Consider the following 25,117-nt stretch of genomic DNA (forward strand, 5'->3'; position numbering starts at 1 on the left):
AGTTCCAGTGCCACCTGCCGGCAGCTCACGCCTGGGTGGCGAGTCTGTTCCACGGCCTCATGCTTGAACTCGGGACTGTACTTTCTACGCTTACTCATAAACACTCCTTTGGCATAGTGTGCCTCTTCTTAGAAGTGTCCGCAGTAACGGGGTAGAACCCAAAATATATGGCAGCCCTCAAAACAGCAAGTAATCCCTGTGCTCCATCTTTAGTAACCGACAATCATTCGTTAGGGTGCAGCCATTCTAGGGTAGTTTTTCCTGAGAGCTGCGGTATTAGCAAGAGGTGTGTTTTGTTGATTCCCGAAGTCGAGCTCTCCATAACGCTGACTTAATCGAATCCCGGAACGGAGGAGGGGGTGGCGGGCTACAAAACCGAGGCATCGGTGTGGTCAAAAAAATTTTACACAGGCTAAAGTACAACCTATTTTACAGGCCTTCGTACAAAACAGTCAGTATAGAAGTACAGACCTACCCCGGGGCAACCTCATTAAGGCAGAGCCAACAACTTGATTTGGTCAAACTCCTGAAACTGCTCACCTTCCACCCACAGCCGGGGGCCACGCTTGGCATCAGGATCACTGCCTTGCTGAACAAAATAAGCTGAAAACAATGTCACGTAGGTCAATAGGGTCAAAAATATTAATGGGTACGAAACTAGGGACCTATACGATAACCTTCGGCGGTTATGAACCTCCCAGGCATCAATTCGCCCCCCCCAAAGAAGCCCCATATACAGAAAGATCAGAGTCTGCGGCACCGGCATTACAACCAAACCACTAAATAGAGAGTACAAAGCCGAGACAGCCGCAGCAATTAACACACCCTCACGAGCAATAGTTGGCACCTCGTGAAGATTATTCTGAATGCTTTTCCAGGCCTGAAACAGGACTCGTAGCACTGCGACACATAATGCAATCGTAGCAATACCGCCCCATTCGAATACAAACTGCAAAATACTATTGTGTGGGTGCCCCTCTATACGCTCAAAATCAGAATAGGAATAGGAGCCAGAACCAGAGCCCAAGACAAGATGTGACCAGCTCAGGGATTCAATTAACTCACCCCAGATCATGACTCTACCTGAGCTATGCGTTCTAAATATGTCGTTATGTAAATGTGATTCTGGGTAAGAGACCCTGATCAACAGGTAGCTGACAAATGCAGAAACAAACAGCAGTAAGGTGTAATGAAAATTAGACCGCAATCTAGGCAATAAGATCCAGCCTGCAATCCCGACAATCATCAATGACAACGGGAGACCACGAACACCAGAAACCAGCATCAGCAGAAAATTCAAAAACAGGAAAAGAGCCGCAAACCTGCCAAACTTTGGTGAGCGCAAAGCAACTAAAAGCAATGGGATAATAAAAGCCTGCACCTGATTAAAAAAACGGATGTTATCAACTGATGGCAGTATCAGCTCGGGACGCAACCCCACCCCACCACAAAGCTCAAAGGCCAAATTGAGCATGGCTTTGAAAACCAAGAGGCCGTGAGCTACTAACAACAAAGCTAGTAGTGTCTCACTCAGGCCTGCACGAGCAACAAACACGCCGGCAGTAAAGAGCCCGATCAGCAAAACCCAGTGCAAGGTTTCCAACCCAGAATGTACAGGGTTAGCCGAAAGCAAGGTGCTTGCAAGGATGAATACAAGTGATACCCCCCATGGCCGTGAAAGGCCTTGCTCCCGGGAAAGCGCAAAGAGGGTACACCTGAATATTCTCAGACAGAAAAAAGAAACAATTACACAGACCAGAGCGACCTGAACAATCCTCTTGTTATTGTAATAACCAATGGGTAGAGCCGTATCAAGAGGGTCAATACTTAAAAAAAACCATGCGGCTATGGCTACAACAAAGAACCAAGCAAGTTTTATAGATTCCCGCATGTGATCACCAAAAAAAATAGGCCACGTCTGTGGCCTATTAGAGGGTACTAAAACGTAAATATATCAGGTGCTAGCTGCACTGCGACACTGAGAGGGAAGCTTGTTGTAAGCTTCGGCTTTCACATTAGTAGTACAGGCCACCTTCAGACCATTCTCAGTTGCAGTGAGGGTGAAAACCAAATCCTTAGTATCGACAGCAGCGTCACCTGTTTTTTCTAATGTAAGAGTGACTTTAGTAGGATCCGCGCTTGTGGTACCCTTCTCATATTCTGCCGTATTTACCAAATCAGAGTTAGCCTCGATTTTATCAACGATCGCCTCACCGTCAGTATCATTGGGCCAGCCGCCACCTGAAACCATGCGCTCGTAAATATCCATCTTGGCTGAAGCCATCAAGCTTACCGGCTCGGCCAACTTGGCGCGGACGGTGTAGTCCTGGTAAGCCGGCAGCGCAACGGCTGCAAGAATACCGATGATCGCAACCACGATCATCAATTCAATCAGTGTAAAACCCTGTTGCTTTTTCATTGTAAACGTCTCCGTACAAAACTTGTTTTTGTAATGAATCCCGTGAGAGTAAACCCATGAGGATGTCCCCAAGTACAATACAAGCTTTGTGCCAACACGCACAAGCGCGGCACCCATCACAAAAATAAAATATATTACATCACATTTTAGCGGAAGAAATTTCGTCAGAGCCAATTTGCGACTAAATGTGACAACAATTGTCACTCGAGACTGACACATATTGCCCTTTCTAGGCTGGTGGGCTCAGCTACTCACCAGGCAAAGAGCACACAGGTGCAGAACTCTCTTTACGGAAAAGCCGCCCTGCACCCAAAGCCATCCCTTTGCAATGCTATGCCGCTTAGGCAAATCAGGCTTCACTCTCAGCACTGCAAGCTCGCAAAAACCCTGGCCTCTAGCGCTTACGAACCCAAACGACCCACCGGCTGATAATTTCTTCGATTGGCCTGACGCACCGAATTAGCTATATTGAGGTGATTCATACGTAGGTCATGTATGGTTCCGAGAGCGTATTTCTAAAGATAAGCCAACGGCAATCACAATGGGATTGCCCTCACCAAGTCTCAAAACGGTAAGTCATGAGCAGCATTCCCTTAAGTGGTTTGGCCAAGCGTCTGGTAGCCGACAAGAAACTGGACGAAGCTACGGCAGCTTCCGCCATGAAGGCCGCCAAACGTGAAAACCAGACATTTGCCCAGCACGCGGTGGAGTCCAAGCTGATAAAAAGCCGTGAGCTCGCCACCATTGCTGCCAATGCCTTTGGCTCGCCGCTCTTTGACCTCGGCGGCTACAACTTCGAGTTGATACCCCAGGGACTGGTGGATGACCGCCTGATCAGCAAACACTTCGCCTTGCCTCTCTTCAAGCGCGGTAACCGCCTGTTTGTGGCCGTCGCCGACCCCACCAACCTGGCCGCACTGGACGAAATCAATTTCAATACAGGCCTGAATACCGATGCAGTCTTGGTGGAAGCTGACAAACTGGCCAAAGCCATCGAGAGCTACATTTCCAATAGCTCCGATATGGATGGCGGCCTCGATGGCATGGACGATGAGGAGCTCGATGCACTTGATGTAGAAGGGGGGCAGCCAGATCAGAACCAGGATGATGATCCCGGTGGTGATGAGGCCCCGGTTGTACGCTTTGTAAACAAAGTACTTCTCGATGCGATCCGCTCCGGAGCATCCGACATTCATTTCGAGCCCTACGAAAAGGCCTACCGCGTACGTTTTCGGACCGATGGGGTACTACACGAGATCGCCAAGCCACCAATCCAGCTGCAAGCCCGCATCTCGGCCCGTCTGAAAGTGATGTCCAAGATGGACATTTCCGAGCGCAGGGTACCTCAGGACGGCCGTATCAAGATGAAGCTGTCCAAGACCAAAGCCATCGACTTTCGCGTCAACAGCCTGCCGACCCTATGGGGGGAAAAGATCGTTCTGCGGATTCTTGACCCGTCCTCGGCAAAACTTGGTATTGATGCCCTCGGCTACGAGGAAGAACAAAAAAAGATGTACCTGGATGCACTGGCGCAGCCTCAGGGCATGATTCTGGTTACCGGCCCTACCGGCTCGGGTAAAACGGTTTCACTCTATACTGGCCTAAACATCCTCAATACCGCCGAGCGCAATATCTCTACTGCAGAGGACCCGGTTGAAATTAACCTGGAAGGCATCAACCAGGTCAATGTGAACGCCAAGGTAGGGCTGAACTTCGCCGATGCGTTGCGCTCCTTCCTGCGACAGGACCCTGACATTGTCATGGTCGGCGAGATTCGTGATCTGGAAACCGCAGAGATCGCCATCAAGGCTGCCCAAACAGGCCACCTTGTACTGTCAACACTGCACACCAATTCCGCCCCGGAAACCTTGACCCGCCTGATGAATATGGGCGTACCCACTTTCAACATTGCCACCTCGGTTAGCCTAATTATCGCCCAGCGCCTTGCACGTCGGCTTTGCAGCGAGTGCAAGAAACCAGTCACCCTGCCTGAAGAGGTATTAAAGGACGAAGGTTTTGACGCTGTCAGTATTCCCAAAACTGAGTGGAAACTATACCAGCCAGTTGGGTGTGAACATTGCTCCAAGGGCTACAAGGGGCGTGTGGGAGTGTATGAAGTGGTTCGCATCACCGATGGTATCTCGCGAATCATCATGGAAGGAGGCAACTCTATCCAGATTGCTGACCAGGCCAGAAAAGAAGGCTTTCATAACCTGCGCACTTCAGCCCTGCGCAAGGTTGTAATGGGTGTAACAAGCCTCGAAGAGGCCAATCGAGTGACTCAAGACTAGTTATGAGCGGGCCCTAAAACAGTGACTTTTGTCGACTGCTGAACATTACGGGTCAAGCCCCTTGTCAGTAACAAACGGTCTATCATGCGCTAACGAGGCGCAGATGAATAACAACAGGAGCCAAACCATGGCTAACGCCACCGCAGTCGCCTATATCTACAAGGGCGTAGATAGCAAGGGCAATAAGGTTGAGGGTGAAATCAATGGCACCAACCCCGCCCTGATCAAAGCGCAACTTCGCAAGAAAGGTATTATTGCCAACAAAGTTCAAAAGAAGCCAAAAGCGCTTTTTAATACTAAAAAAAAGGTAACGCCGGCGGATATCGCATTATTTACCCGTCAAATGGCCACCATGATGAAAGCCGGTGTACCGCTGGTGCAGAGCTTCGAAATCGTTGCAGATGGACTAGAAAACGAAGGAGTAAAGGAGCTGCTGTTCAAGATTCGAGATGATGTCGCTTCTGGTACCTCCTTTGCAGACTCGCTTCGTAAACACCCCCTTTACTTCGATGACTTGTTCTGCAACTTGGTCGCATCAGGTGAACAATCCGGCGCATTGGAAACAATGCTTGATCGAATCGCCACATACAAGGAAAAGACCGAGCAGCTAAAAGCCAAAATCAAGAAGGCCATGACCTATCCGATTGCCGTACTTGTAGTCGCAATTATTGTCACATCTATCCTCTTGATTAAAGTCGTACCGCAGTTTGCCGAAACTTTCTCCAGCTTCGGCGCAGATCTGCCAGCCTTTACAAAGCTTGTTGTCGGCATGTCCGAGTGGATGCAGGCCAACTGGCTGTTTGCACTTATCGCGGTCGCATTTGTCATTGGCGGCACTATGGAAGCCAAGAAGCGCAACAAGAAAGTGGACCAGTTGTTTGACAGGCTTATCTTAAAGCTACCTATTCTGGGCATGATCACCTACAACTCTATTGCCGCTCGGTTTGCCAGAACGCTCTCAACAACATTCGCAGCCGGCGTTCCATTAATTGACGCGTTGAAGTCCGTAGCTGGTGCCACCGGGAACAGTATTTACGAGAAAGCAACTCTCCAAATCCGGGATTTAGTCGCCACCGGCGTTCCACTGAATACTGCCTTGCGGGGCTCCGGGCTTTACCCTTCCATGCTGGTACAGATGGCGGCAATTGGTGAAGAGTCAGGCGCCCTCGATGAAATGCTGGCAAAATCCGCTGACTTTTACGAAGAGGCTGTCGACAACATGGTTGACAACCTTACAGCGTTGCTTGAACCCATGATTATGGCTGTATTAGGTGTACTCGTAGGCGGTTTGATGGTCGCCATGTACCTGCCGATCTTCCAGCTGGGTAATGTTGTATAAAGATGTTAGAGACACTAATTTCCCAGCAAGCGCTGCTGCTCGGCAGCGCTCTTATTTTAGGCCTGCTGGTTGGCAGCTTCCTGAATGTAGTCATCTACCGTCTTCCGATCATGATGGAGCGGGAGTACAAACAGGATTTTTATGGCTACTTTGCTAAGGAACCGGAGCCTGCGGAAAAGAAGGTCCTCGAAGAAACCTTCAACCTGATCCTGCCTCACTCCCACTGCCCCAACTGTGATGCCGAGATCAAGGCCTGGCACAATATTCCGGTGGTGAGCTACCTGCTGCTCGGGCGCAAGTGTGGCTTCTGCGGCACTAAAATCTCCATGCGCTATCCGCTGGTGGAGCTGGTTACCGGTCTTCTCACCGCTATCGTGGTATGGCAGCTTGGCTTTACCTGGCAGGCTCTGGCTGGCTGCGTGTTCACCTGGGCACTGGTTGCACTGACCGGGATCGACTTTGATCGGCAGTTGCTGCCGGATCAGATCACCCTGCCCTTACTGTGGGGCGGGCTGGTCATTAACCTCTGGGAGGTATTCGTGCCGTTGCAGGATGCCGTGATAGGCGCGATGGCTGGCTATCTGTCTCTCTGGGCGGTTTATCATATCTTTAAACTGGTGACCGGCAAGGAGGGCATGGGCGCTGGGGACTTTAAAATCCTCGCGGCCATCGGTGCCTGGTTTGGCTGGCAGATGCTACCGCTGGTCATCCTGCTGTCTGCCGCCGTAGGCGCGGTTGCCGGGCTGACCTGGGCCACGATTGCCGGGAGGGATAAGAGCCTGCCCATTGCCTTCGGCCCGTACCTGGCGGGTGCCGGCTGGATTGCCATGCTGTGGGGTGAGCAAATTGTTGGCTGGTACCTGTCTTACTCGGGGCTCGCATCTTAGCCTGAACAGCCAAAAATTGATCGCACACGGAGTGGCCTTCCGGTCACTCTTCGCCGCTCTATCTGTCACCTCTGATCTGTCGGGAGAGTGTGCCGGCAGAATGTGTCGGCAGATGCGCAGAGTTGCAGGTACTTTTCGCATATTCGCGCTCAGGAGCCGACACCCCTCGCCCCACCAGCCTTTAACCGCACTCACACCTCGACTATCGTCACAAAGAGCGCCGCCTGTGCCAGCCATGGTATTAAAGATACAACTCAGACTTATTTGACATGGAAGGACTTGGGTATATACAGGTAAACCTATGGCTCAGTACATTGTGGGACTAACCGGTGGAATCGGCAGCGGCAAATCTGCCGCTGCGGACGCTTTCCGGCAACTGGGTATCAAGGTGGTCGATGCCGACTGGGCTGCGCGGGTGGTTGTGCAGCGGGGCCAGCCCGCACTGGAGCAGATTGCCACTCATTTCGGTGCGGATGTGCTGCTTGAAAGTGGCGAACTTGATCGGGCAAAACTGCGCAAGCTGGTATTCGAGCAGGACAGCGAGCGTCGCTGGCTGGAGGCGCTGCTGCACCCTCTGATCCGCGAGGAGATTAAGCTTGCGTTGGAATCCGCCACCAGCCCCTATGCCATTCTGGAGTCGCCGCTGCTAATCGAGTCCGGACAGGATACACTGGTGCAGCGCACCTGCGTGGTGGATTTACCTGAGGAGTTGCAGATCGCTCGAGCCTGTGCCCGTGACAGCAACGCACCTGAGCAGATACGCCGGATCATGGCCGCCCAATTGCCGCGCCAGGAGCGGCTGCAACAGGCCGACGATGTGCTGGACAATGCCGCAGACAGGGCCAGCCTTGAATCCCAGGTACAGACACTGCACGAGCAGTACCTTCAGCTGGCGCAACTGACAAGGCAGCAACAGTGAATTCGCCTAGGCTTTTGGGCTTTGCTTATGAGCTTTGCTTGTGGGCCAGGCATTAGCATTGGAACTGCAATTTAAACCGTCACATGAATGATAAGCGGAGTTATGAGTAGTAAGAACAAAGTATCCGAGCATCCCTCGGTTCCCTGCCCTACCTGTAAAAAGCCCGTTGAATGGAGCGGGGATTCTCCCTTCCGTCCTTTCTGCAGTGAGCGCTGTAAACTGATCGACCTGGGTGAATGGGCCAGAGAGGGACACAAGATCCCCGGGCAGCCAGTGTACGATGATGTGTTGAGCGACGACCTGGACCCGACCAAGACACGCCATTAGCACCCTTGGCAAGAGCAAGTTACAAGTTCCGCAGTCTTATGGCAGTTTGCTCTTATCCTTTTTTGTAGCTCTGCACTGCGCAACCCATAAGCCCCCAGAAAGCTAGCCCCAGAAAGCTGGCAGCAGAAACCGAGCCCCCGAAACCAAGCCGCCAATGCGGGCTAGCCGTTACCTTCTGCACCGGCTAAGATCTTGTCAATAATCGCTTGGTTGGCATCCGGAAACTGGTAACTACCCAGCTCAGCCCGGCCAACCCAGCGAATCTCCTGCCCTTCCCGCCCTGCGGCTTCGCCACTGAAGGCAGTCACCCACCAGGTATCCAGCAGCACGGATTTTTCCCCATAGTCGTGATAAATCTCAGTCAGGGGGTGGAGCGCTTCCGCCTCGATAGCAATCTCCTCGCGCAGTTCGCGGACCAACGCTTCCTGCACAGTCTCTCCAGCTTCGACCTTGCCACCGGGAAACTCCCAGCGCCCCCCCATATGCTGATGGTCTGGGCGCCGGGCGATCAGAATTCGGCCATCTGCACCCAGGATTACACCGACAGCAACGTGGATGACCTCACTCATGACTCATAACTCATTACTCATTACTCACCGTCAACGAATTCTTCTATGCCTTTATAGGGGAGGGGAGACGTTATGCGGGGCTACCAGACTTTTCTCAACGGGAATAACAGCCCGTCGGCCTGGTTTGAGCATTTCGTTCTCGCTTTGACGATTGCCAGAGGCTGCCCACAAGCCGTGGCAGACTGCCTTAACGCGCCTCGCCGTTAATCTTCATACCGCAGTACTCTTCATGCCGTAGCCCTCTTCATAGTGGCTGAGCCCCCCCAACGGCAGCGGCTGGTTTGACTCTCTAGCGGCTTTCACGCAATCAACGCCTGAAAGCCTGCAGCACCCACCCCTCGTGATACTGCCGATGACGGCGGACAAGTGCAAAATCGGTACTCAGGTGCGGTATTCCGCATTGATCGTCACATAGTCGTGGGAGAAGTCGCAGGTCCAGATATGTTCGCGGCTGTCGCCACGCCCAAGATCCACAGTGATAGTGAACTCCGGCTTTGAAAAGACGGCCTCCCCCAGCTCTTCGCGATAGCCCGCAGCACGTCCACCGGCTTCCACAACCTGAACGTCGTCCAGATAGATATTCACCCCGCCGGTATCCAGCCCCTCGATACCCGCGTTGCCAACGGCCATCACCAGCCTGCCCCAGTTGGGGTCAGAAGCGTAAAGGGCGGTTTTCACCAGTGGAGACTCGCCCACCTCGAAAGCCACTTTTAAGGCCTCTTCACTGCTGGCGGCACCGGTGACCTGAACAGTGACAAACTTAGTCGCGCCCTCGCCATCCCTGACGATCGCCTGAGCGAGTTCGATATGAACGGCGATGATGGCTGCTTTGAGGCGCGCATAGTCATCATCCTGCGGGTTGGCGCTAGGCGGAGCACTGGCCCCCGTGGCAATCAGCACACAGGCATCGTTGGTGGAGGTGTCGCCATCCACGCTGATGCGATTAAATGAGGCTGCAACGGCCTCCTGCACCCAGTCATTCAACAGGGATTGTTCGATCGCCGCATCCGTTGCGACATAGGCAAGCATGGTGGCCATGTTGGGCTGGATCATTCCTGCGCCCTTGGCAATACCGACAATACGGACCCGCTCACCGGCCACTTCCAGCTCGCGAGTCGCGGTTTTGGGGGCGGTGTCTGTTGTCATAATCGCCTTGGCGGCCTGCCCCCAGCCATTACTGCAGAGGCGATCGGCTGCCTGTGGAATCGCGTCGAGCAGACGCTGCAGGGGCAAGTGCTCTCCAATCACGCCGGTGCTAAACGGCAGCACCTCGCTGGATTCGATACCGAGACTGGCGGCAACCGCCCTGCAACAGGCACGCGCGTCGGCAATGCCCCGCTCTCCCGTTGCGGCGTTCGCGTTACCTGCATTGACCAGCAAGGCGCGCACTGAGCCGCTCGCGATATGTTCTTTAGCGACGGTTACCGGAGCCGCACAGAAGGTATTCTGAGTAAAAGTTGCAGAGACACTCGACCCCTCGTCGATGGCGACCAGCAGCAGATCATCCCGCGACCAGTTCTTGATATGTGCCGGCACAGCGGCCAGACGAATTCCCTGAATTTGCGGTAATGGATGTTCGGACATAACTTATCGGCCGACAGGCCTCCCCCAAAAGGACCACCCCGTAGAGATGGCAGAATGACAAAAGTGGCATTATCAAAGAGGATGCTGCAGCCAACAAGGCTGAATCTGAATTTTCTGCGGATGAAGTAAAGAAAACAGCATTATATTTTATCGCGGCTTAGAAAAATGCCCCGACTGAGCGGGGCATTTGTTTTTGCGCCTTTCATACTGGCCTCGGCAGTATGATGCAGCTGTACAAAAGCGGCTTGCTTGACGTCCTGCGCCCCAAGTGCCGGGCTAGCCCTGGCGCCAGACATGCAAGCAACCAGCGCATTACGCCATAGCGGCGCGTCAGCTCTGCTGGGCCGACGAAGCCAGCTTACCGTGACACTGTTTGTACTTCTTGCCCGACCCGCAGGGGCATGGATCGTTGCGGCCCACCTTGGGGCCACGGCGGGCCGGTTCCGGCATGGCCTCTTGCGCCGGGCCGGCCTCCGCCATGGCGGAAGCCTGGGCGTGCTGCAATTCAAGCTGCTGCCTGCGCTGGGCCTCGATACGGCGCGTTTCCATCTCTTCCATCTGTTCGCGGGTCATCGGCTCCACATGAGCCAGCACCCGGATAACCTCGTGTTTGAGGTTGTCCAGCAGGCTCTGGAACAGGTGGAAAGACTCGCGTTTGAACTCCTGCTTGGGGTTCTTGTTGGCGTAAGCCCGCAGACCGATACCCGCACGCAGATGGTCCATGCTCGAAAGGTGTTCTTTCCACAGCTGATCCAGCACCTGCAGCATGATCTGCCGCTCGATGGTGCCCATCAGGTTGGTATCGCCAGTGGACTCGCCAACACGGGTGACCTTGGCGTCGTAGGCTTCCTGCGCGGCAGTGACAATCTTCTGGCGCAGACTCTCTTCGTGCAGAGTGCTGTCTTCGTCAAGCCACTGCTGTATTGGCAACTGTAAGCCCAGCTCTGCGGCCAGCTGCTTCTGCAGCCCGGGGATATCCCACTGCTCTTCCACACTCTGCGGCGGCACAAAAGCGGAGATCAGCTCTTCCACCACATCCGCGCGAATCGCGGTAATGGTGTCGCTGATACTTTCCGCCTCAAGCAGCTCGTTGCGCTGGCCATAAATCACCTGACGCTGGTCATTGGCGACATCGTCGTATTCCAACAGCTGCTTGCGGATATCGAAGTTGCGGCCTTCCACCCGGCGCTGGGCCTTTTCGATAGCGTTGGAAACCATCCGATGCTCGATGGCCTCGCCCTTTTCCATACCCAGCATCTGCATGAAGTTCTTCACCCGGTCGGAGGCAAAGATGCGCATCAGACTGTCTTCCAAAGACAGGTAGAAACGGGTCATGCCCGGGTCGCCCTGGCGGCCGGCACGACCGCGCAGCTGATTGTCGATGCGACGGGATTCATGGCGCTCGGTACCGATAATATGCAGGCCCCCGGCCTCAATCACGGTGTCGTGGCGTTTCTTCCACTCCGACTTGATCTGCTCTATCTCGGCTTCAGTGGGCTCGACTCCCTTCTTCTCGCGCAGCTCTTCGACTTCAGCTTCCCAATTACCGCCCAGCACGATGTCGGTGCCGCGGCCAGCCATATTGGTGGCAATGGTGACCGTGCCCGGCTGACCTGCCTGGGCGATGATCTGCGCCTCTTTCTCATGGTATTTGGCGTTCAGCACCTGATGCTTGATGCCGGCCCGCGTCAGCCGGCGGGACATTTCCTCGGAGGTTTCAATGGAGGCGGTACCGACGAGGATGGGAGCCTGCTTGTCACGGCAGAACTTGATGTCCTCGACGATGGCGTCCATCTTCTCCTCTTTGGTCAGGTAGACCAGATCGTTGAGGTCTTCCCGCTGCTTGGGCTTGTTGGTGGGGATCACCACCACATCCAGGCCGTAAATCTGGCGGAACTCGAACGCTTCGGTATCGGCGGTACCAGTCATACCCGCCAGTTTGGGGTAGAAACGGAACAGGTTCTGGAAGGTGGTAGATGCCAGTGTCTGGCTCTCGCTTTGGATCTGCACCCCCTCCTTGGCTTCCAGCGCCTGATGCAGCCCCTCAGACAGACGGCGCCCCGGCATGGTGCGCCCGGTGTGCTCGTCGATCAGAACCACCTGGCCGTTCTGCACGATATAATCCACATCGCGGTTGAACAGCACGTGGGCTCGCAGGGCGGCGTGCACATGGTGCAGCAGGCCCAGGTTACCGGGGGCGTACAGGGACTCATCCGGCTTGATGAAACCACCCCTGGCCAGCAGATCCTCCACCAGCTGATGACCCTCTTCGGTCAGTTCAACCTGGCGGGTCTTCTCGTCTACAGAGTAGTGCCCCTCACCACCTTCCTCGGCCCGCTCCAACTGGGGCACCAGCTTATTCATAGCGATGTAGAGCTGAGAGGAGTCCTCGGCGGCGCCGGAAATAATCAGTGGCGTGCGCGCCTCATCGATCAGGATCGAGTCAACCTCATCCACGATGGCGAAGTGCTGGGGACGCTGTACCCGGTCATCCTTACGCAGCACCATATTGTCGCGCAGGTAGTCAAAACCGAATTCGTTATTAGTGCCGTAGGTAATATCCGCCTGATAAGCGGCTTTCTTTTCTTCCGGGGCCTGACCGGAGATAACCACACCCACCTGCATGCCCAGAAACTCGTAGACAGGGCGCATCCAGTTGGCATCGCGACGGGCCAGATAGTCATTTACGGTGACAATATGCACGCCTTTGCCCGTCAGTGCATTCAGGTAGGCGGGCAGTGTGGCTACCAGTGTTTTACCTTCACCGGTGCGCATCTCGGCGATACGCCCCTCGTGCAGGGTCATGCCACCAATCATCTGAACATCAAAGTGGCGCATGCCGAGAGTGCGGCTGCCGGCCTCGCGCACGGCGGCAAAGGCTTCTGGAAGCAACTGGTCAACGGATTCCCCATCAGCCAGGCGCTGTTTGAACTCATCAGTTTTGGCTTTCAGCGCCGCATCATCCAGCTGCTTGTACTCGTCCTCGAAGGCGTTGATCTTCGCCACAGCCTTGCGCATGCGCTTGATCTCGCGGTCGTTTTTTGAACCGAAGACCGTTTTTATCAGTGTGCCAATCATTATCTAGAAACCACTCAATCAAAGTTCCGATCCGACCCTCTCGGGGCCGGCGTCTCACGGCGCGGGTGCCGGAGAACAACAAGGGGTGCAAGTAAACAGGAAGGCGCCAAGACTCGCAACTCCCGTCGGGAGCCGGTCTGGCGCATAGGGAAGGATAGTTGTTAGCGGCCGGTGCGGCGGATATAGCTGGCCGGGTCTACGGGGCGGTTGTTCTTGTACACTTCAAAGTGCACATGCGGGCCAGTGGAGCGACCACTGGAACCCATCAGGGCAATCACCTGGCCTTTCTTGACCACGTCACCCAACTTGACCTTGATTTCACTGTTGTGACCGTAGCGGGTCTTGTAGCCATTGCCATGATTGATTTCTACCAGCTGGCCATAGCCGTAGCGGTCCTCAGCCCAGGTCACAACGCCGGAGGCCACAGCCACCACATCGGAGCCGTTCTTGCCGGCGAAATCCACTCCCTTGTGCCAGGAACGGCGGCCGCTGAAAGGATCGGTGCGGTAACCGTAACGGGAGGACATCCAACCGCGGGAGATGGGCCGCCCGGCGAGGAACTGCTCCTCCTGCAGCTGGCGGCGCGCCATAAGGGATTCCAGCGTGCTCATCTGCATCTGCCGGTCTTCGATCTGATCTGACAGCTCGCTCAGAGCATCCACAAACCCGGGCGGCTGATAAGGCAGCTCCGCAGCGCCGGCGATACCCGGATCCTCGGGACCGCCCAAAGCCGGTGCGGCGCCGAACTGGAACTCGCCTTCATCCAGCTTGGCGACAGTGGTCAGTCGTTCGCCGAGGGCGTCGATACGAGTCAGTCGCGCCTGCATTTCCGCCATTTTAACGGTAAGGGCGGTGAGCTGCTCCCGTGCGTGGCGGTCGGCCGCTTCGATTTGCTCCTGCTGCTTGCGCAGAGCCTTGTTCCAGGCCTTGGCGGTGCGGGAATCAAATACATCGCTGTCGGAAACCGGCAGGCTGGCACCAATCAGGAAGGCTCCCACAGGTAACCCGAGCAGGCACAAGCCCAGCAAGGCCTTGCTGAGGCCGCCGAAGCTAAAGGTACGCGACATGCCACCGCGTTCATTGACAAGGATTACTTTCATATAAGGCGTGTTTGGATCTGGCAGTTTATTGTTGTCTTCCGTATCTGCTGCTCTAAATAGAGCGCAACCTCTTCCCTCTAGCCCTGCTCTGTCACACCGGTCACAGGTGTGCGAACCGACAACTCCCCTTACTGTACCACTGGTGTATCAGTGTGAAATATTGCCTGGGACACAGTTCTCCAATTGCGCCCCATAAAAAAACCGGCAATTTTCATGCCGGTTTTTCATAACCCCAGCTCAGACTGCCAGGATTGGTTTGACGTAGGAAATGGGGGACTCTTCTTCATCCTCGAAGGTCACCATCTCCCAGGCGTCTTCCTGCGCCACCAAAGTGCGCAGGGATTTGTTGTTCAGTGCATGACCGGACTTGAATGCCTTGAATTCGCCGATCAGGCTGGTGCCCAGCAAATACAGGTCGCCGATGGCATCAAGAATCTTGTGTTTAACAAACTCATCCTCATAGCGCAGGCCACCCTCATTCAGGATACGGTACTGGTCAATGACGATAGCGTTGTCGACACTGCCACCCTGCACCAGACCCTTGGAGCGCAGATACTCGATCTCGTGCATAAAGCCAAAGGTGCGCGCCCGGCTGACTTCCTTCACAAAGGAGGTACTGGAGAAGTCCACCGAGGAGGTCAGGTTGCGGCCCTGGAATACCGGGTGATCAAAATCGATGGTAAACGACACCTTAAAGCCGTCGAAGGGCAGGAAAGTCGCCACCTTATCGCCATCTTCCACCGTCACCGGCTTCTTGATGCGCAGGAATTTCTTCGGCGCAGACTGCTCCTGAATACCAGCGGACTGTATCAGGAAGACAAACGGACCGGCACTGCCGTCCATGATCGGCACTTCCTGCGCGGAGAGCTCCACCACGGCATTATCGATACCCAGTCCCGCCATGGCGGACAGCAGGTGCTCTACGGTGGCCACACGGACATCACCTTTGACCAGGGTGGTGGACAACAGGGTGTCACCCACATTTTCCGCACGGGCTTCAATCTCAACCACTGGATCGAGATCGGTGCGACGGAAAATGATACCGGTATCCACAGGCGCAGGCTTGAGAGTCAGCACGACTTTCTTACCGCTGTGGAGGCCCACGCCAGTGGCGCGAATAGCATTTTTCAGTGTGCGCTGCTTGATCATGTATTCGTGTATTCCCAGTCAGTCAGAGCGGCACTGGCCGCAGCAAGCCGGCAATCCTAGCAGAATTTCCACGCCAGAACCACCAATAAGATGACAGTCATCCTGACTTCCCTGCCGCGGCTGGCCATTTCGCCAACGCACAGAGCGGAAAATGGCCTCCTTTCCTCCTCCTTCTCAGCTTAGCCCAGCGAAAAGACTGCTGCGCCAGCACCCTATTTTAACGCCACTCCCTGTGAACACACTGTTAACTGAAGCAAACCGCGCGACACTGGGTATCCCGCCGGTGCCGCATCGGCCTGCTAAAACCCCAGACCCTCGCCTCCCAGCACCTGACCAGAAGGTCAGAGGCCAAACCGCTCGCCGCCGAAGCGTGGATGCCCGGCCCGAGGGCCGGGCGGACATGAGCAGTATGTTTGCCTCGCCTGAACGGCGGCTCGGCCTCCTGCTGACGGGTCAAGCGCAGGTGGATCAGTCAGCCTGGCGGCGCAGGAATGCCGGGATGTCCAGGTATTCCATATCGGTATCCGCTGGGTTGAGGCTGGGGGCCTGACGCTTGGGACGCTCCGTCTCGGCACGCTGGCGACCGTCAATGGCTTCGCGGCCAATACTGGTCTGCGCACTTTGAGCTTCACGTCCCTCGCGCAGTTCCTGGCGGCGGGTATTGTCCACCACTTTGGTGGGGCGCGCAGCCTGTTGTGCGCCATCGCCAAGACCGGCGGCGACTACGGTTACCCGCATCTCATCGCCCAGTTTGTCGTCCACTGCGGTACCGATAACGACGGTGGCTTCGTCGGAGGCGATCTCCTGGACGATTTCCGCCACTTCGGCATACTCGCCAAGGGTCAACTCAGCGCAGCCGGCCTCTTCACTGCCGGTAATGATATTCACCAGAATACCGCGTGCGCCCTGCAGGTTGACGTTGTCGAGCAGCGGGCTGCGCACGGCTTTTTCCGCAGCTTCGCGGGCGCGGTTTTCACCAATTGCCGCGCCGGAGCCCATCATTGCCATCCCCATCTCGGACATGACCGTGCGCACATCGGCAAAGTCCACATTCATTTCACCGGGGCGAATCATCAGATCGGCGATTCCCTGCACCGCGCCCAGCAGAACATTATCCGCTTCTTTATAGGCACCCTTCATGGTCACCTTGGCGCCGAGCACCTCCATCAGGCGATCATTGGGAATGGTGATCAGGGAGTCGACCTTGTCGCGCAGCTCGAGGATGCCCTCTTCCGCCACCGCGGTGCGTTTCTTGCCTTCGAGCTTGAACGGGCGCGTGACAACGGCAACGGTCAGAATACCCAGGTCCTTGGCGATCTCGGCCACGATTGGCGCCGCACCGGTTCCGGTACCGCCGCCCATGCCGGCAGTGATGAACACCATATCAGCGCCCTGCAGTACTTCTGCGATACGCTCGCGATCTTCCATGGCGGACTGACGACCAACGTCCGGGTTGGCACCGGCACCCAGCCCACGGGTAATGTTGTTTCCCAACTGGAGGATTGTGCGCGCCTCAATGTCCTTGAGCGCCTGCGCATCGGTGTTGGCGCAGATGAAGTCCACCCCTTCCACTTCGCTGGCGATCATATGTTTAACGGCATTGCCACCACCGCCGCCGACACCGATCACCTTGATGACAGGCTTGTCCTGTACGCTATCGACTAGTTCGAACATTGCTGTTCCCCTCTTTTGCTCATGTCAAAATTGTTATTTGTTTCTTAACGTCCCGTTAAATGTCTCGCAGGCCTGCCAAACTCCAGCTCCGCCCCGGCGACTTTTAACCACCCCTGTTTTTACAGATTTCCCCTGAACCAGTGCTTCACCTTGTCCCACCACTGGTTATCGTCTCTTCGTGGTCGCTGGCGATTCTCGGAAGTCTCCTCGCGCTGTCTGGCGTACATCAGCAGGCCGACGCCGGTGGAGTAGATCGGGTTGCTGACAATGTCCGTCAAGCCAGCAATACCCTGTGGCACAGCCAGACGCACCGGCATATGGAAAATTTCCTCCGCCAGTTCCACGGCCCCCTCCATTTTTGACGAGCCGCCGGTCAGCACCACACCGGCCGCACAGAGATCCTCGAAACCACTGCGGCGCAGCTCCGCCTGCACAAGCGTAAACAGCTCGTCATAACGCGGCTCCACCACTTCCGCCAGCGCCTGGCGGGAGAGGTCCCGCGGCGCCCGATCGCCGACGCTCGGCACCTTGATGGTCTCCCCCTCACGCGCCAGCTTTGCCAACGCGCAGGCGTATTTGATTTTCAGCTCTTCCGCGTGCGGTGTCGGAGTGCGCAGCGCCATGGCGATATCATTGGTGACCTGATCGCCGGCAATCGGGATAACCCCGGTATGGCGAATGGAACCTCCGGTAAACACGGCGATATCCGTGGTGCCGCCACCAATATCCACCATGCACACGCCGAGTTCCTTTTCATCGTCGGTCAGTACCGCATAGCTGGAAGCCAGCTGCTCAAGAATGATGTCTTCCACTTCGAGCCCACAGCGGCGAATGCACTTCTCGATATTCTGTGCCGCATTGACCGCACCACTGACCAGGTGCACTTTCGCCTCCAGGCGCACACCGGACATGCCCAGGGGTTCTTTCACGCCCTCCTGGTTATCGATCAGGTATTCCTGCGGCAGGGTATGCAGAATTTTCTGATCCGCCGGTATCGCTACCGCACGCGCGGCATCGATGACCCGGTCCAGGTCATGCTGGGTTACCTCGCGGTCTCTGATTGCCACGATGCCATGGGAATTGAGGCTGCGGATATGGCTGCCAGCAATACCGGCATAAACGGAATGGATCTCACAGCCGGCCATCAGCTCGGCTTCTTCCACCGCCCGCTGTATGGACTGCACTGTAGACTCAATATTGACCACTACGCCCTTTTTCATGCCGGTGGAACGGTGTGACCCGATACCGACAATGTTCAGCTCGCCATCACCGGTCACCTCGCCGACAATGGCCACCACCTTGGACGTGCCGATATCCAGCCCCACGATCATGCGGTTATCGGATACTTGTGTCATTCTGCTTCCAACCTCGCTGAACCTCCCCGCCCGTTATTGTTAATAATCGGCCAGGAACGGGTTCACACTTTTACGTTTTTTAATTGTGTCGGCTTTTGGCCGCGTTTATTGCTGAAATTCCGTTTATTGCATCCATCTATTGTCCCGCTCCTGCTTCCCGCCACCTGACCGCCAGCGCGTTGCTGTAGCGCGTATCCACCCGCGCGACCTTTTCCAGGTGCGGGGCCAGCAGTCCCCGGCTGAGCCCCAGAAAACGGTTGACCCGTTCAAGCAACTCATCGTGTCCGAGATACAGCTCCACCCCCGAAACCAGCTCCAGGTGCCAACCCGCAAGATCGTCAAAGGTCAATCGCTTGACCTCCATATCACGGGTGGTCAACAGCCCGGCCAGAGCCTGATACTGCAACAAAATGCGCTCCACCAACTCTTCATCGCCGGCAAGTTCAGGCAGCTGGCCGGTTTCCAGTCCCTCAGGGCGCGGCAACAAAGCACCACTGGCAACCAGTAACTTGTCCCCACCCCAGACCGCCAGCGGTCGGGCTTCTTTCACCGCCACATCAACACCCCGGGGCCAGCGGCGACTCACGGCCGCCTCGGTGATCCAGGGATGCTGCAGAAGAGCGTTCTGCATCCCGCGGATATCCACAGTGAGAAACCCGCGCTGTAAAAATGGCAACAGGAGTTCCTCAACCTGCCGCTGGGAAACCGCCTTGAACGGACCCTTGACCCGCACCTTCTGCAACGCATCTACACGGCTTAAATCGCTCACGGGTAACTGCCGCCATAGCCACACTGCGCTGTAGGCCACGCAGATCATCGCGCAGGTCGCCAGCATTGCGATCAACAGCATCCGCAGCCCGCCGCCGGCTGTGGTGACGGAGTCCGATCTGGGACTGGCGCCGCGCACGCTGCGCTGTCGCTTGTCACTGCTGGCGGCGGTCTTCTTCACCGGTGGCGTGCTCTCCTTAAAAATCGCTAATGCGTCTTGGTCTGGTAGCGATTTTTTATTTGGTTTTCTGTTGGGTTTCAGCCTGAATTTCTGGCTGCGTTGCTAGCTTTCGCTTTCGCTTTCGCTTTCGCTTTCGTCGGTATCGCCCAAGCGCCATTGCGCCAGCTGCTGAGCCAGGGCACCGACATTGCCGGCCCCCTGAGTCAGGACAATATCCCCCGGTTCCAGCAGGTCCGCCAGGATCGGCGGCACCTGATCAATATTTTCCACAAATATCGGGTCTACCTGGCCCCGGTTGCGAATGCTGCGTGCCAGGGTGCGGCCATCGGCACCGGGTATCGGCGCCTCGCCGGCACTGTAAACGTCGAGCAGTATCAGCTTGTCCACTTGTGACAGTACCTGCACGAAATCTTCAAACAAGTCCCGTGTGCGCGTGTAACGGTGCGGCTGGTAAATCATCACCAGGCGGCGCTCCGACCAGCCGTCGCGCACCGTCTTGATGGTGGCTTCCACCTCGCGGGGGTGGTGGCCATAGTCGTCCACCAGCATGACTTTTTCCGCACTGCCATCATCACTGACCGCGTAGTGGCCGTAGATCTGAAAACGACGCCCGACGCCCTGAAAGCCCAGTAGCCCCTCGCGAATAGCGGCGTCGCTGACGCCCTCCTCGGTGGCCACGGCAATCGCCGCTGTCGCATTCAGCACGTTATGCAGGCCAGGGGTATTCACACATACCTCAAGTACATCACCGCCCGGGCGGCGAACTTTGAAATGGCTGCGCAGCGGTTCCTGATTGACCTCGACGATCCGGTAATCATTGCCCTCATCAAATCCGTAAGTTGAGACTGGTCGCGAAAATCTCGGAATCACTTCCTGCACGTTTTCATCATCGCCACACACCACCGCCAGTCCATAAAACGGCAGGTTGTGCACAAAATCGATAAAGATCTGCTTTACCTTTTCAAAATCGCCGCCATAGGTCTCCATATGGTCTGCATCGATATTGGTGATCACCGTCACCATCGGTTGCAGGTGGATAAAAGACGCATCGCTTTCATCGGCCTCGGCGATCAGGTAGCGACTTTCACCGAGGGCCGCATTGGCACCGGCAGCGTTGACCAGGCCTCCGATAACGAACGTGGGATCCTTGCCATCTGCGGCAAAAATCGACGCGATCAAACTGGTCGTGGTGGTCTTGCCATGGGTGCCCGCCACTGCGATACCGTAGCGGTAGCGCATTAACTCCCCCAGCATCTCGGCACGACGCACTACCGGGATACGGTGCTCTCGCGCTGCCAGCAGTTCCGGGTTGTCCTCGTGCACCGCCGAGGAGTTCACCACCACGTCCACATCACGCACGTTGTCCGCACTGTGGCCGATCTGCACTTCAATCCCCAGGTCGCGCAATCTGCGGGTGACCGACGACTCTTTCAAGTCAGAGCCGGAAACCTCATACCCCTGATTCTGTAGCACTTCGGCAATACCGCTCATGCCGGCACCGCCGACACCAATAAAATGGATACGGCGGATGCGGCGCATGGCAGGCACGATATAGCTGCTGTTTTCCATTGCTGCCTCTTTATTCATTTCCAACCCTCAACGTCCGCCGCACTCTCACTGACTGGCCACTAGGGCCGCACAGGCACCCAGCACCCGGGTGGTGGCATCGGTGCGAGCCACACTGCGGGCGGCGATTGCCATTTCCACTAATTTCTCCGGCCGGGAAAAGAGCTCACTCAACAATCCAGCCATCTGCTCGGCACTCATTTTGTCCTGCTGCACCACAATCGCCCCGCCGGCCTGCTGCAGCCATTCACCGTTCTTGGTCTGATGATCATCAATCGCAAACGGAAACGGCACCATGATCGCACCCACCCCGGCCGCGGCGATTTCCGAAACGGTCAAGGCGCCGGCTCGGCAGATCACCAGATCGGCCCGCTCGTAAGCCTTGGCCATATCCGTGATGAACGGCACCACTTCGGCATTGATACCGGTCTGGCGGTAACCTTCGCGGGCCACATCCAGATGTCGCTGACCGGCCTGATGTAACACTTTCGGACGCAGCGTCTTATCCATCAGTAACAGTGCCTGCGGCACCACTTCATTGATCGCTACCGCCCCCAGGCTTCCCCCCAGCACCAGCAGGCGCAGGGGCCGCTCGCGGGCTATACGGGTTTCCGGCGAGGGCAGCTGCACTATCTCTTCGCGCACCGGGTTACCCACCTGTTCGCCAGCGGGCAGGCCGCTGGGAAATGCCTCCAGCACACGGTTGGCAATTTTCGCCAGCAGGCGGTTGGTGGTCCCCGCCACCGCGTTCTGTTCATGAATCAGCAATGGAATACCGCGCAGTCGCGCCGCGACTCCACCGGGCCCTGTGGCATAGCCCCCGAAACCAAGCACGGCATGCGGCCGCACTTTTTTCATCACTGCCAGCGCCTGGCGCAGCGCGCCCAATATCTTCAGCGGCGCCTTCAGCAATGCCAACTTGCCCTTGCCGCGAACTCCCTCGACGGTAATGCAATTAAGGGGAATTCCGGCATCCGGAATCAGCTGCGCCTCGATACCGCGCTGCGTTCCCAGCCATTCCACCTCGGCCCCGCGCTCCTGTAGCGCCCGCGCCACCGCCAGCGCGGGAAAAACATGACCGCCGGTACCGCCCGCCATCAGCAAAAAACGCCGACCGGAAAAATTGAATGCTTGCCCCACGGCCTCTGTCTGCTTTTCCATCAGGCCGCCTCCCCTCGCGCACTATCGCCCAGCTGCAGCGGGTTAAAAATCGGCAGCTTGCGCACACTGCCCGTAGCTTTTTTCTCCGCTGCTGGCTGCTGTAATTCCCCCTGAATGCGCAGTGCCAGAGCAAACAGCGCACAGCAAATCACCAGGCTGCTGCCACCGGAGCTGACAAACGGCAGGGTGAGCCCCTTGGTGGGCAACAGGCCGGAGGCAACACCCATATTCACAAAGGCCTGCCCCGCCAGCAGTACCGCGATGCCAAATGCCAGCAGGGCGGCAAAAAACTGCTGCCTGGCCAGCGCCTGGCGCACCAGTCGCAACAGCGACCATGTCAGTGTGGCGAACAGACCGATAACCAGCAGGCCGCCGACCATGCCCCACTCCTCGGAGAGAATGGCGAAAATAAAATCTGTGTGCGCCTCCGGCAGATAAAAGAGTTTCTGCACACTGTTGCCCAGACCGACCCCGAACCACTCACCGCGCCCAAAGGCAATCAGCGATTGTGTCAGCTGATAACCGCTGGCGAACTGGTCCCGCCATGGGTCCCAAAAAGTCGTCAATCGCTGCAACCGGTAGGGACTCATCAGTGCCATCAGTGCCAGGGCGCTGGCCGCCAGGCCAACCAGCGTAAAGGTATGCGGCAGGCGGGCGCCGGCTAGAAAAACCATCGCCAGCACTGTGCCGGAGATAACCACCACTGAGCCGAAGTCCGGCTGCAACAGCAGCAGCACTGCCACCAGCCCCAGAATCACCACCGGCACCATAAAGCTGCTCCAGTGACGGAGCTGCTGGTTGCGGCGGGTGAGAAAGCTGGCAAAAAACACCAGCAGGCAAAACTTTGCCACTTCCGCGGGCTGTACGGTAATCGGGGCAAACGACAACCAGCGCCGGCTGCCGTTTACTTCGCGGCCGATCCCAGGCACCAGCACAATCAGCAGCAGCAAGCCGGAAAACAACAGCAGCGGCCACGACAGGCGCGACCACACTGATAGTGGTATCTGGCTGACGACAACCGCCACCAGCGCACCGACCACCAGATACATCAGGTGTCGCTTGAGGAAAAACCACGGGTCAGCGTAGGCATCGCTGGCAAAGGCAATGGAGGCCGAGGCCACCATCACCACGCCGATGCTAACCAGTGCCAGCACACTGAAGGGCAGTACCCATTCCGGCCTGAAGCCCTGCTCTTCAGCCAGAGCAAGCTGCTGGCGTTTTTCTGTGGCGCGACTCAAGAGCTACCTCCCGCAGGCATACTGGCGCCGAGCGCCGCCACCACATTGCGGAAGTCCTCACCGCGGGCCTCAAAATTGCGGTACATATCAAAACTGGCGCAGGCCGGAGACAGCAGAACGTAATCACCCGGCTTCGCCATTGCCTTGGCCGCTGCCACCGCCTCCTGCATGGATTCGGCGGTTTTGACCGGGCAGGCGCCCTCGAGCACCGCGGCAATTTTTTCTCCATCAACGCCGATGGTCACCAGTCCGCGCAGGTTGCCGACAGTCTTGGCCAGCGGCGCAAAATCGGCGCCCTTGCCCTCGCCGCCGGCGATCAATACGATTTTGTGATCGGTGGAACCGAGACCTTCCAGTGCCGCACGGGTGGCTCCGACGTTGGTGCCCTTGGAGTCGTTGACGAAAACAACCCCGTCGACATCACCGATGCGTTCACAACGGTGGGTAAGACCGGGGAAATCCCGCAGCTCTTCCAGCATGGCCTGCATCGGCAGTCCAACTGCATGGCCAAGTGCCAGTGTCGCCAGTGCGTTGGCCGCGTTGTGACGGCCGACCATGGCCATCTCGGCTACCGGCATCAGCTTCTCCACCCCCTGCGCCAGCCACTCTTCGCCATCCATCCGGCGGATTCCAAACTGACCGAGATCCGGAGTATCCAGGCCGAAGCTCCACTCGCGGACTCCCTGCGCCAGGGGTGCTCTTGTCAGCACGTCGTCGCGGTTCACTACCAGCTGCTCTGCGTGGCGATAGATTCGCTGCTTCGCGGCATGATATGCGGCCATGTCCGCATAGCGGTCCATGTGGTCTTCACTGAGATTCAGGATCGTCGCCACGGTTACCGCTAGGGTATGCGTGGTTTCCAGCTGAAAGCTCGACAGCTCCAGAACAAAAAGCTCCGGCAGTGGCTGAACCAGCAGGTCCAGCACGGGCACGCCGATATTGCCCCCGACCGCGACCCGCACCCCCGCGCGCTGTGCCATCAGCCCCAGCAGGGTGGTCACGGTGCTTTTGCCGTTCGATCCGGTGATGGCGGCAATCTTCGGTGGCTGCTGCAGGCGATTCATTGCCTGCGCAAACAGTTCGATATCACCGATTACAGGAATCCCCTCCGCCAGAGCGCGCTGCAGGGCAGGCTCCGCCAGAGCGACTCCGGGGCTTGCGATAATCTCACCGGCAGATAGCAGCGCATCCTCATGCAAAGGCCCCAGCTGCAGCGGCACATGCGGAAACTCGTCGCGAAAGCGCTCAAGACCCGGAGGATTACACCGACTGTCGAGCACAACGGGGACAATTCCCTCGCGCAGCAGATAGCGCACCACCGATACACCGGTGGCGCCCAGGCCGATAACGACTTTCTGCTGTGAAGTTGCGATCAGGTTCATCCGTCTCTTTTCCAGTGGGCTTGCGATTTTAAGCCTTCACGTTTTTATTTTTTTCTGCTGCTTGTGTACTGCTTTCGAGCTGTGCTTGTGTCGCCTTCGCATGACTTTTTGCGGCAGCTTTCCAGCTTCT

At 56.7% G+C, this 25,117-nt stretch carries 20 protein-coding genes; 5 read left to right on the forward strand and 15 right to left on the reverse strand.

Features of this window, described 5'->3' with window-relative positions; translation table 11 throughout:
- The 3 genes from ABEA58_RS02305 to ABEA58_RS02315 form a co-directional block, all read right to left on the reverse strand.
- The coding region (locus ABEA58_RS02305; protein ID WP_345548059.1) for a transposase at positions 1–98 on the reverse strand (98 nt) is incomplete at its 3' end.
- Positions 99–490: 392 nt separating this feature from the next.
- Positions 491–1,891 (reverse strand): O-antigen ligase family protein, encoded by a 1,401-nt coding sequence (locus ABEA58_RS02310; protein WP_345548486.1) that lies wholly within the window; start codon positions 1,889–1,891, stop codon positions 491–493.
- 63 nt (positions 1,892–1,954) lie between these two features.
- Positions 1,955–2,419: a pilin gene (locus ABEA58_RS02315; RefSeq protein ID WP_345548488.1), complete on the reverse strand. Its 465-nt coding sequence runs from the start codon at positions 2,417–2,419 to the stop codon at positions 1,955–1,957.
- A 578-nt stretch (positions 2,420–2,997) separates the two neighbouring features.
- On the opposite strand from ABEA58_RS02315, the gene pilB reads away from it, so the two are divergent.
- The 5 genes from pilB (at position 2,998) to yacG (ending at position 8,182) form a co-directional block, all read left to right on the forward strand.
- Positions 2,998–4,710 carry a type IV-A pilus assembly ATPase PilB gene (pilB, locus tag ABEA58_RS02320; protein ID WP_345548490.1) on the forward strand — a complete coding sequence of 571 codons (1,713 nt, stop codon included), beginning with the start codon at positions 2,998–3,000 and terminating at the stop codon, positions 4,708–4,710.
- 127 nt (positions 4,711–4,837) lie between these two features.
- On the forward strand, positions 4,838–6,049 hold the full coding sequence (locus ABEA58_RS02325) for a type II secretion system F family protein (protein ID WP_345548491.1): 1,212 nt from the start codon (positions 4,838–4,840) through the stop codon (positions 6,047–6,049).
- 2 nt (positions 6,050–6,051) lie between these two features.
- Positions 6,052–6,936 carry a prepilin peptidase gene (locus ABEA58_RS02330; RefSeq protein ID WP_345548493.1) on the forward strand — a complete coding sequence of 295 codons (885 nt, stop codon included), beginning with the start codon at positions 6,052–6,054 and terminating at the stop codon, positions 6,934–6,936.
- A 301-nt stretch (positions 6,937–7,237) separates the two neighbouring features.
- Positions 7,238–7,855 (forward strand): dephospho-CoA kinase, encoded by a 618-nt coding sequence (gene coaE / locus ABEA58_RS02335; protein ID WP_345548495.1) that lies wholly within the window; start codon positions 7,238–7,240, stop codon positions 7,853–7,855.
- Positions 7,856–7,957: 102 nt separating this feature from the next.
- A complete protein-coding gene (yacG, locus tag ABEA58_RS02340; RefSeq protein WP_345548497.1) occupies positions 7,958–8,182 on the forward strand; it encodes a DNA gyrase inhibitor YacG in 225 nt (74 codons plus the stop codon).
- Between the two features lie 161 nt (positions 8,183–8,343).
- On the opposite strand, the gene mutT is transcribed toward yacG, so the two are convergent.
- The 12 genes from mutT to murD form a co-directional block, all read right to left on the reverse strand.
- Entirely contained in the window at positions 8,344–8,751 is a 408-nt protein-coding gene (gene mutT / locus ABEA58_RS02345; RefSeq protein WP_345548499.1) for an 8-oxo-dGTP diphosphatase MutT, read from the reverse strand.
- A gap of 381 nt (positions 8,752–9,132) precedes the next feature.
- Entirely contained in the window at positions 9,133–10,335 is a 1,203-nt protein-coding gene (gene argJ / locus ABEA58_RS02350) for a bifunctional glutamate N-acetyltransferase/amino-acid acetyltransferase ArgJ (RefSeq protein WP_345548500.1), read from the reverse strand.
- Between the two features lie 330 nt (positions 10,336–10,665).
- On the reverse strand, positions 10,666–13,413 hold the full coding sequence (gene secA / locus ABEA58_RS02355) for a preprotein translocase subunit SecA (protein WP_345548502.1): 2,748 nt from the start codon (positions 13,411–13,413) through the stop codon (positions 10,666–10,668).
- Between the two features lie 161 nt (positions 13,414–13,574).
- Positions 13,575–14,513 carry a M23 family metallopeptidase gene (locus ABEA58_RS02360; protein WP_345548504.1) on the reverse strand — a complete coding sequence of 313 codons (939 nt, stop codon included), beginning with the start codon at positions 14,511–14,513 and terminating at the stop codon, positions 13,575–13,577.
- Positions 14,514–14,750: 237 nt separating this feature from the next.
- Complete coding sequence (lpxC, locus tag ABEA58_RS02365; RefSeq protein ID WP_345548506.1) at positions 14,751–15,662, reverse strand: UDP-3-O-acyl-N-acetylglucosamine deacetylase; 912 nt, start codon at positions 15,660–15,662, stop codon at positions 14,751–14,753.
- Positions 15,663–16,130: 468 nt separating this feature from the next.
- Positions 16,131–17,336, reverse strand: coding sequence for a cell division protein FtsZ (gene ftsZ, locus ABEA58_RS02370; protein ID WP_345548508.1), 1,206 nt, complete (start codon positions 17,334–17,336; stop codon positions 16,131–16,133).
- A 119-nt stretch (positions 17,337–17,455) separates the two neighbouring features.
- Positions 17,456–18,691 carry a cell division protein FtsA gene (gene ftsA, locus ABEA58_RS02375; protein WP_345548510.1) on the reverse strand — a complete coding sequence of 412 codons (1,236 nt, stop codon included), beginning with the start codon at positions 18,689–18,691 and terminating at the stop codon, positions 17,456–17,458.
- A gap of 136 nt (positions 18,692–18,827) precedes the next feature.
- Entirely contained in the window at positions 18,828–19,640 is an 813-nt protein-coding gene (locus ABEA58_RS02380) for a cell division protein FtsQ/DivIB (protein ID WP_345548512.1), read from the reverse strand.
- Positions 19,641–19,742: 102 nt separating this feature from the next.
- A complete protein-coding gene (murC, locus tag ABEA58_RS02385; protein ID WP_345548514.1) occupies positions 19,743–21,209 on the reverse strand; it encodes a UDP-N-acetylmuramate--L-alanine ligase in 1,467 nt (488 codons plus the stop codon).
- 45 nt (positions 21,210–21,254) lie between these two features.
- Positions 21,255–22,367 (reverse strand): undecaprenyldiphospho-muramoylpentapeptide beta-N-acetylglucosaminyltransferase, encoded by a 1,113-nt coding sequence (gene murG / locus ABEA58_RS02390; RefSeq protein WP_345548516.1) that lies wholly within the window; start codon positions 22,365–22,367, stop codon positions 21,255–21,257.
- Entirely contained in the window at positions 22,367–23,605 is a 1,239-nt protein-coding gene (ftsW, locus tag ABEA58_RS02395) for a putative lipid II flippase FtsW (RefSeq protein ID WP_345548518.1), read from the reverse strand. The genes murG and ftsW overlap by 1 nt, the downstream gene beginning before the upstream one ends.
- A complete protein-coding gene (gene murD, locus ABEA58_RS02400) occupies positions 23,602–24,987 on the reverse strand; it encodes a UDP-N-acetylmuramoyl-L-alanine--D-glutamate ligase (protein ID WP_345548520.1) in 1,386 nt (461 codons plus the stop codon). The genes ftsW and murD overlap by 4 nt, the downstream gene beginning before the upstream one ends.
- Positions 24,988–25,117 lie beyond the last annotated feature (130 nt).

It is taken from the genome of Microbulbifer aestuariivivens, from assembly GCF_039545115.1.
Lineage (GTDB): Bacteria > Pseudomonadota > Gammaproteobacteria > Pseudomonadales > Cellvibrionaceae > Microbulbifer > Microbulbifer aestuariivivens.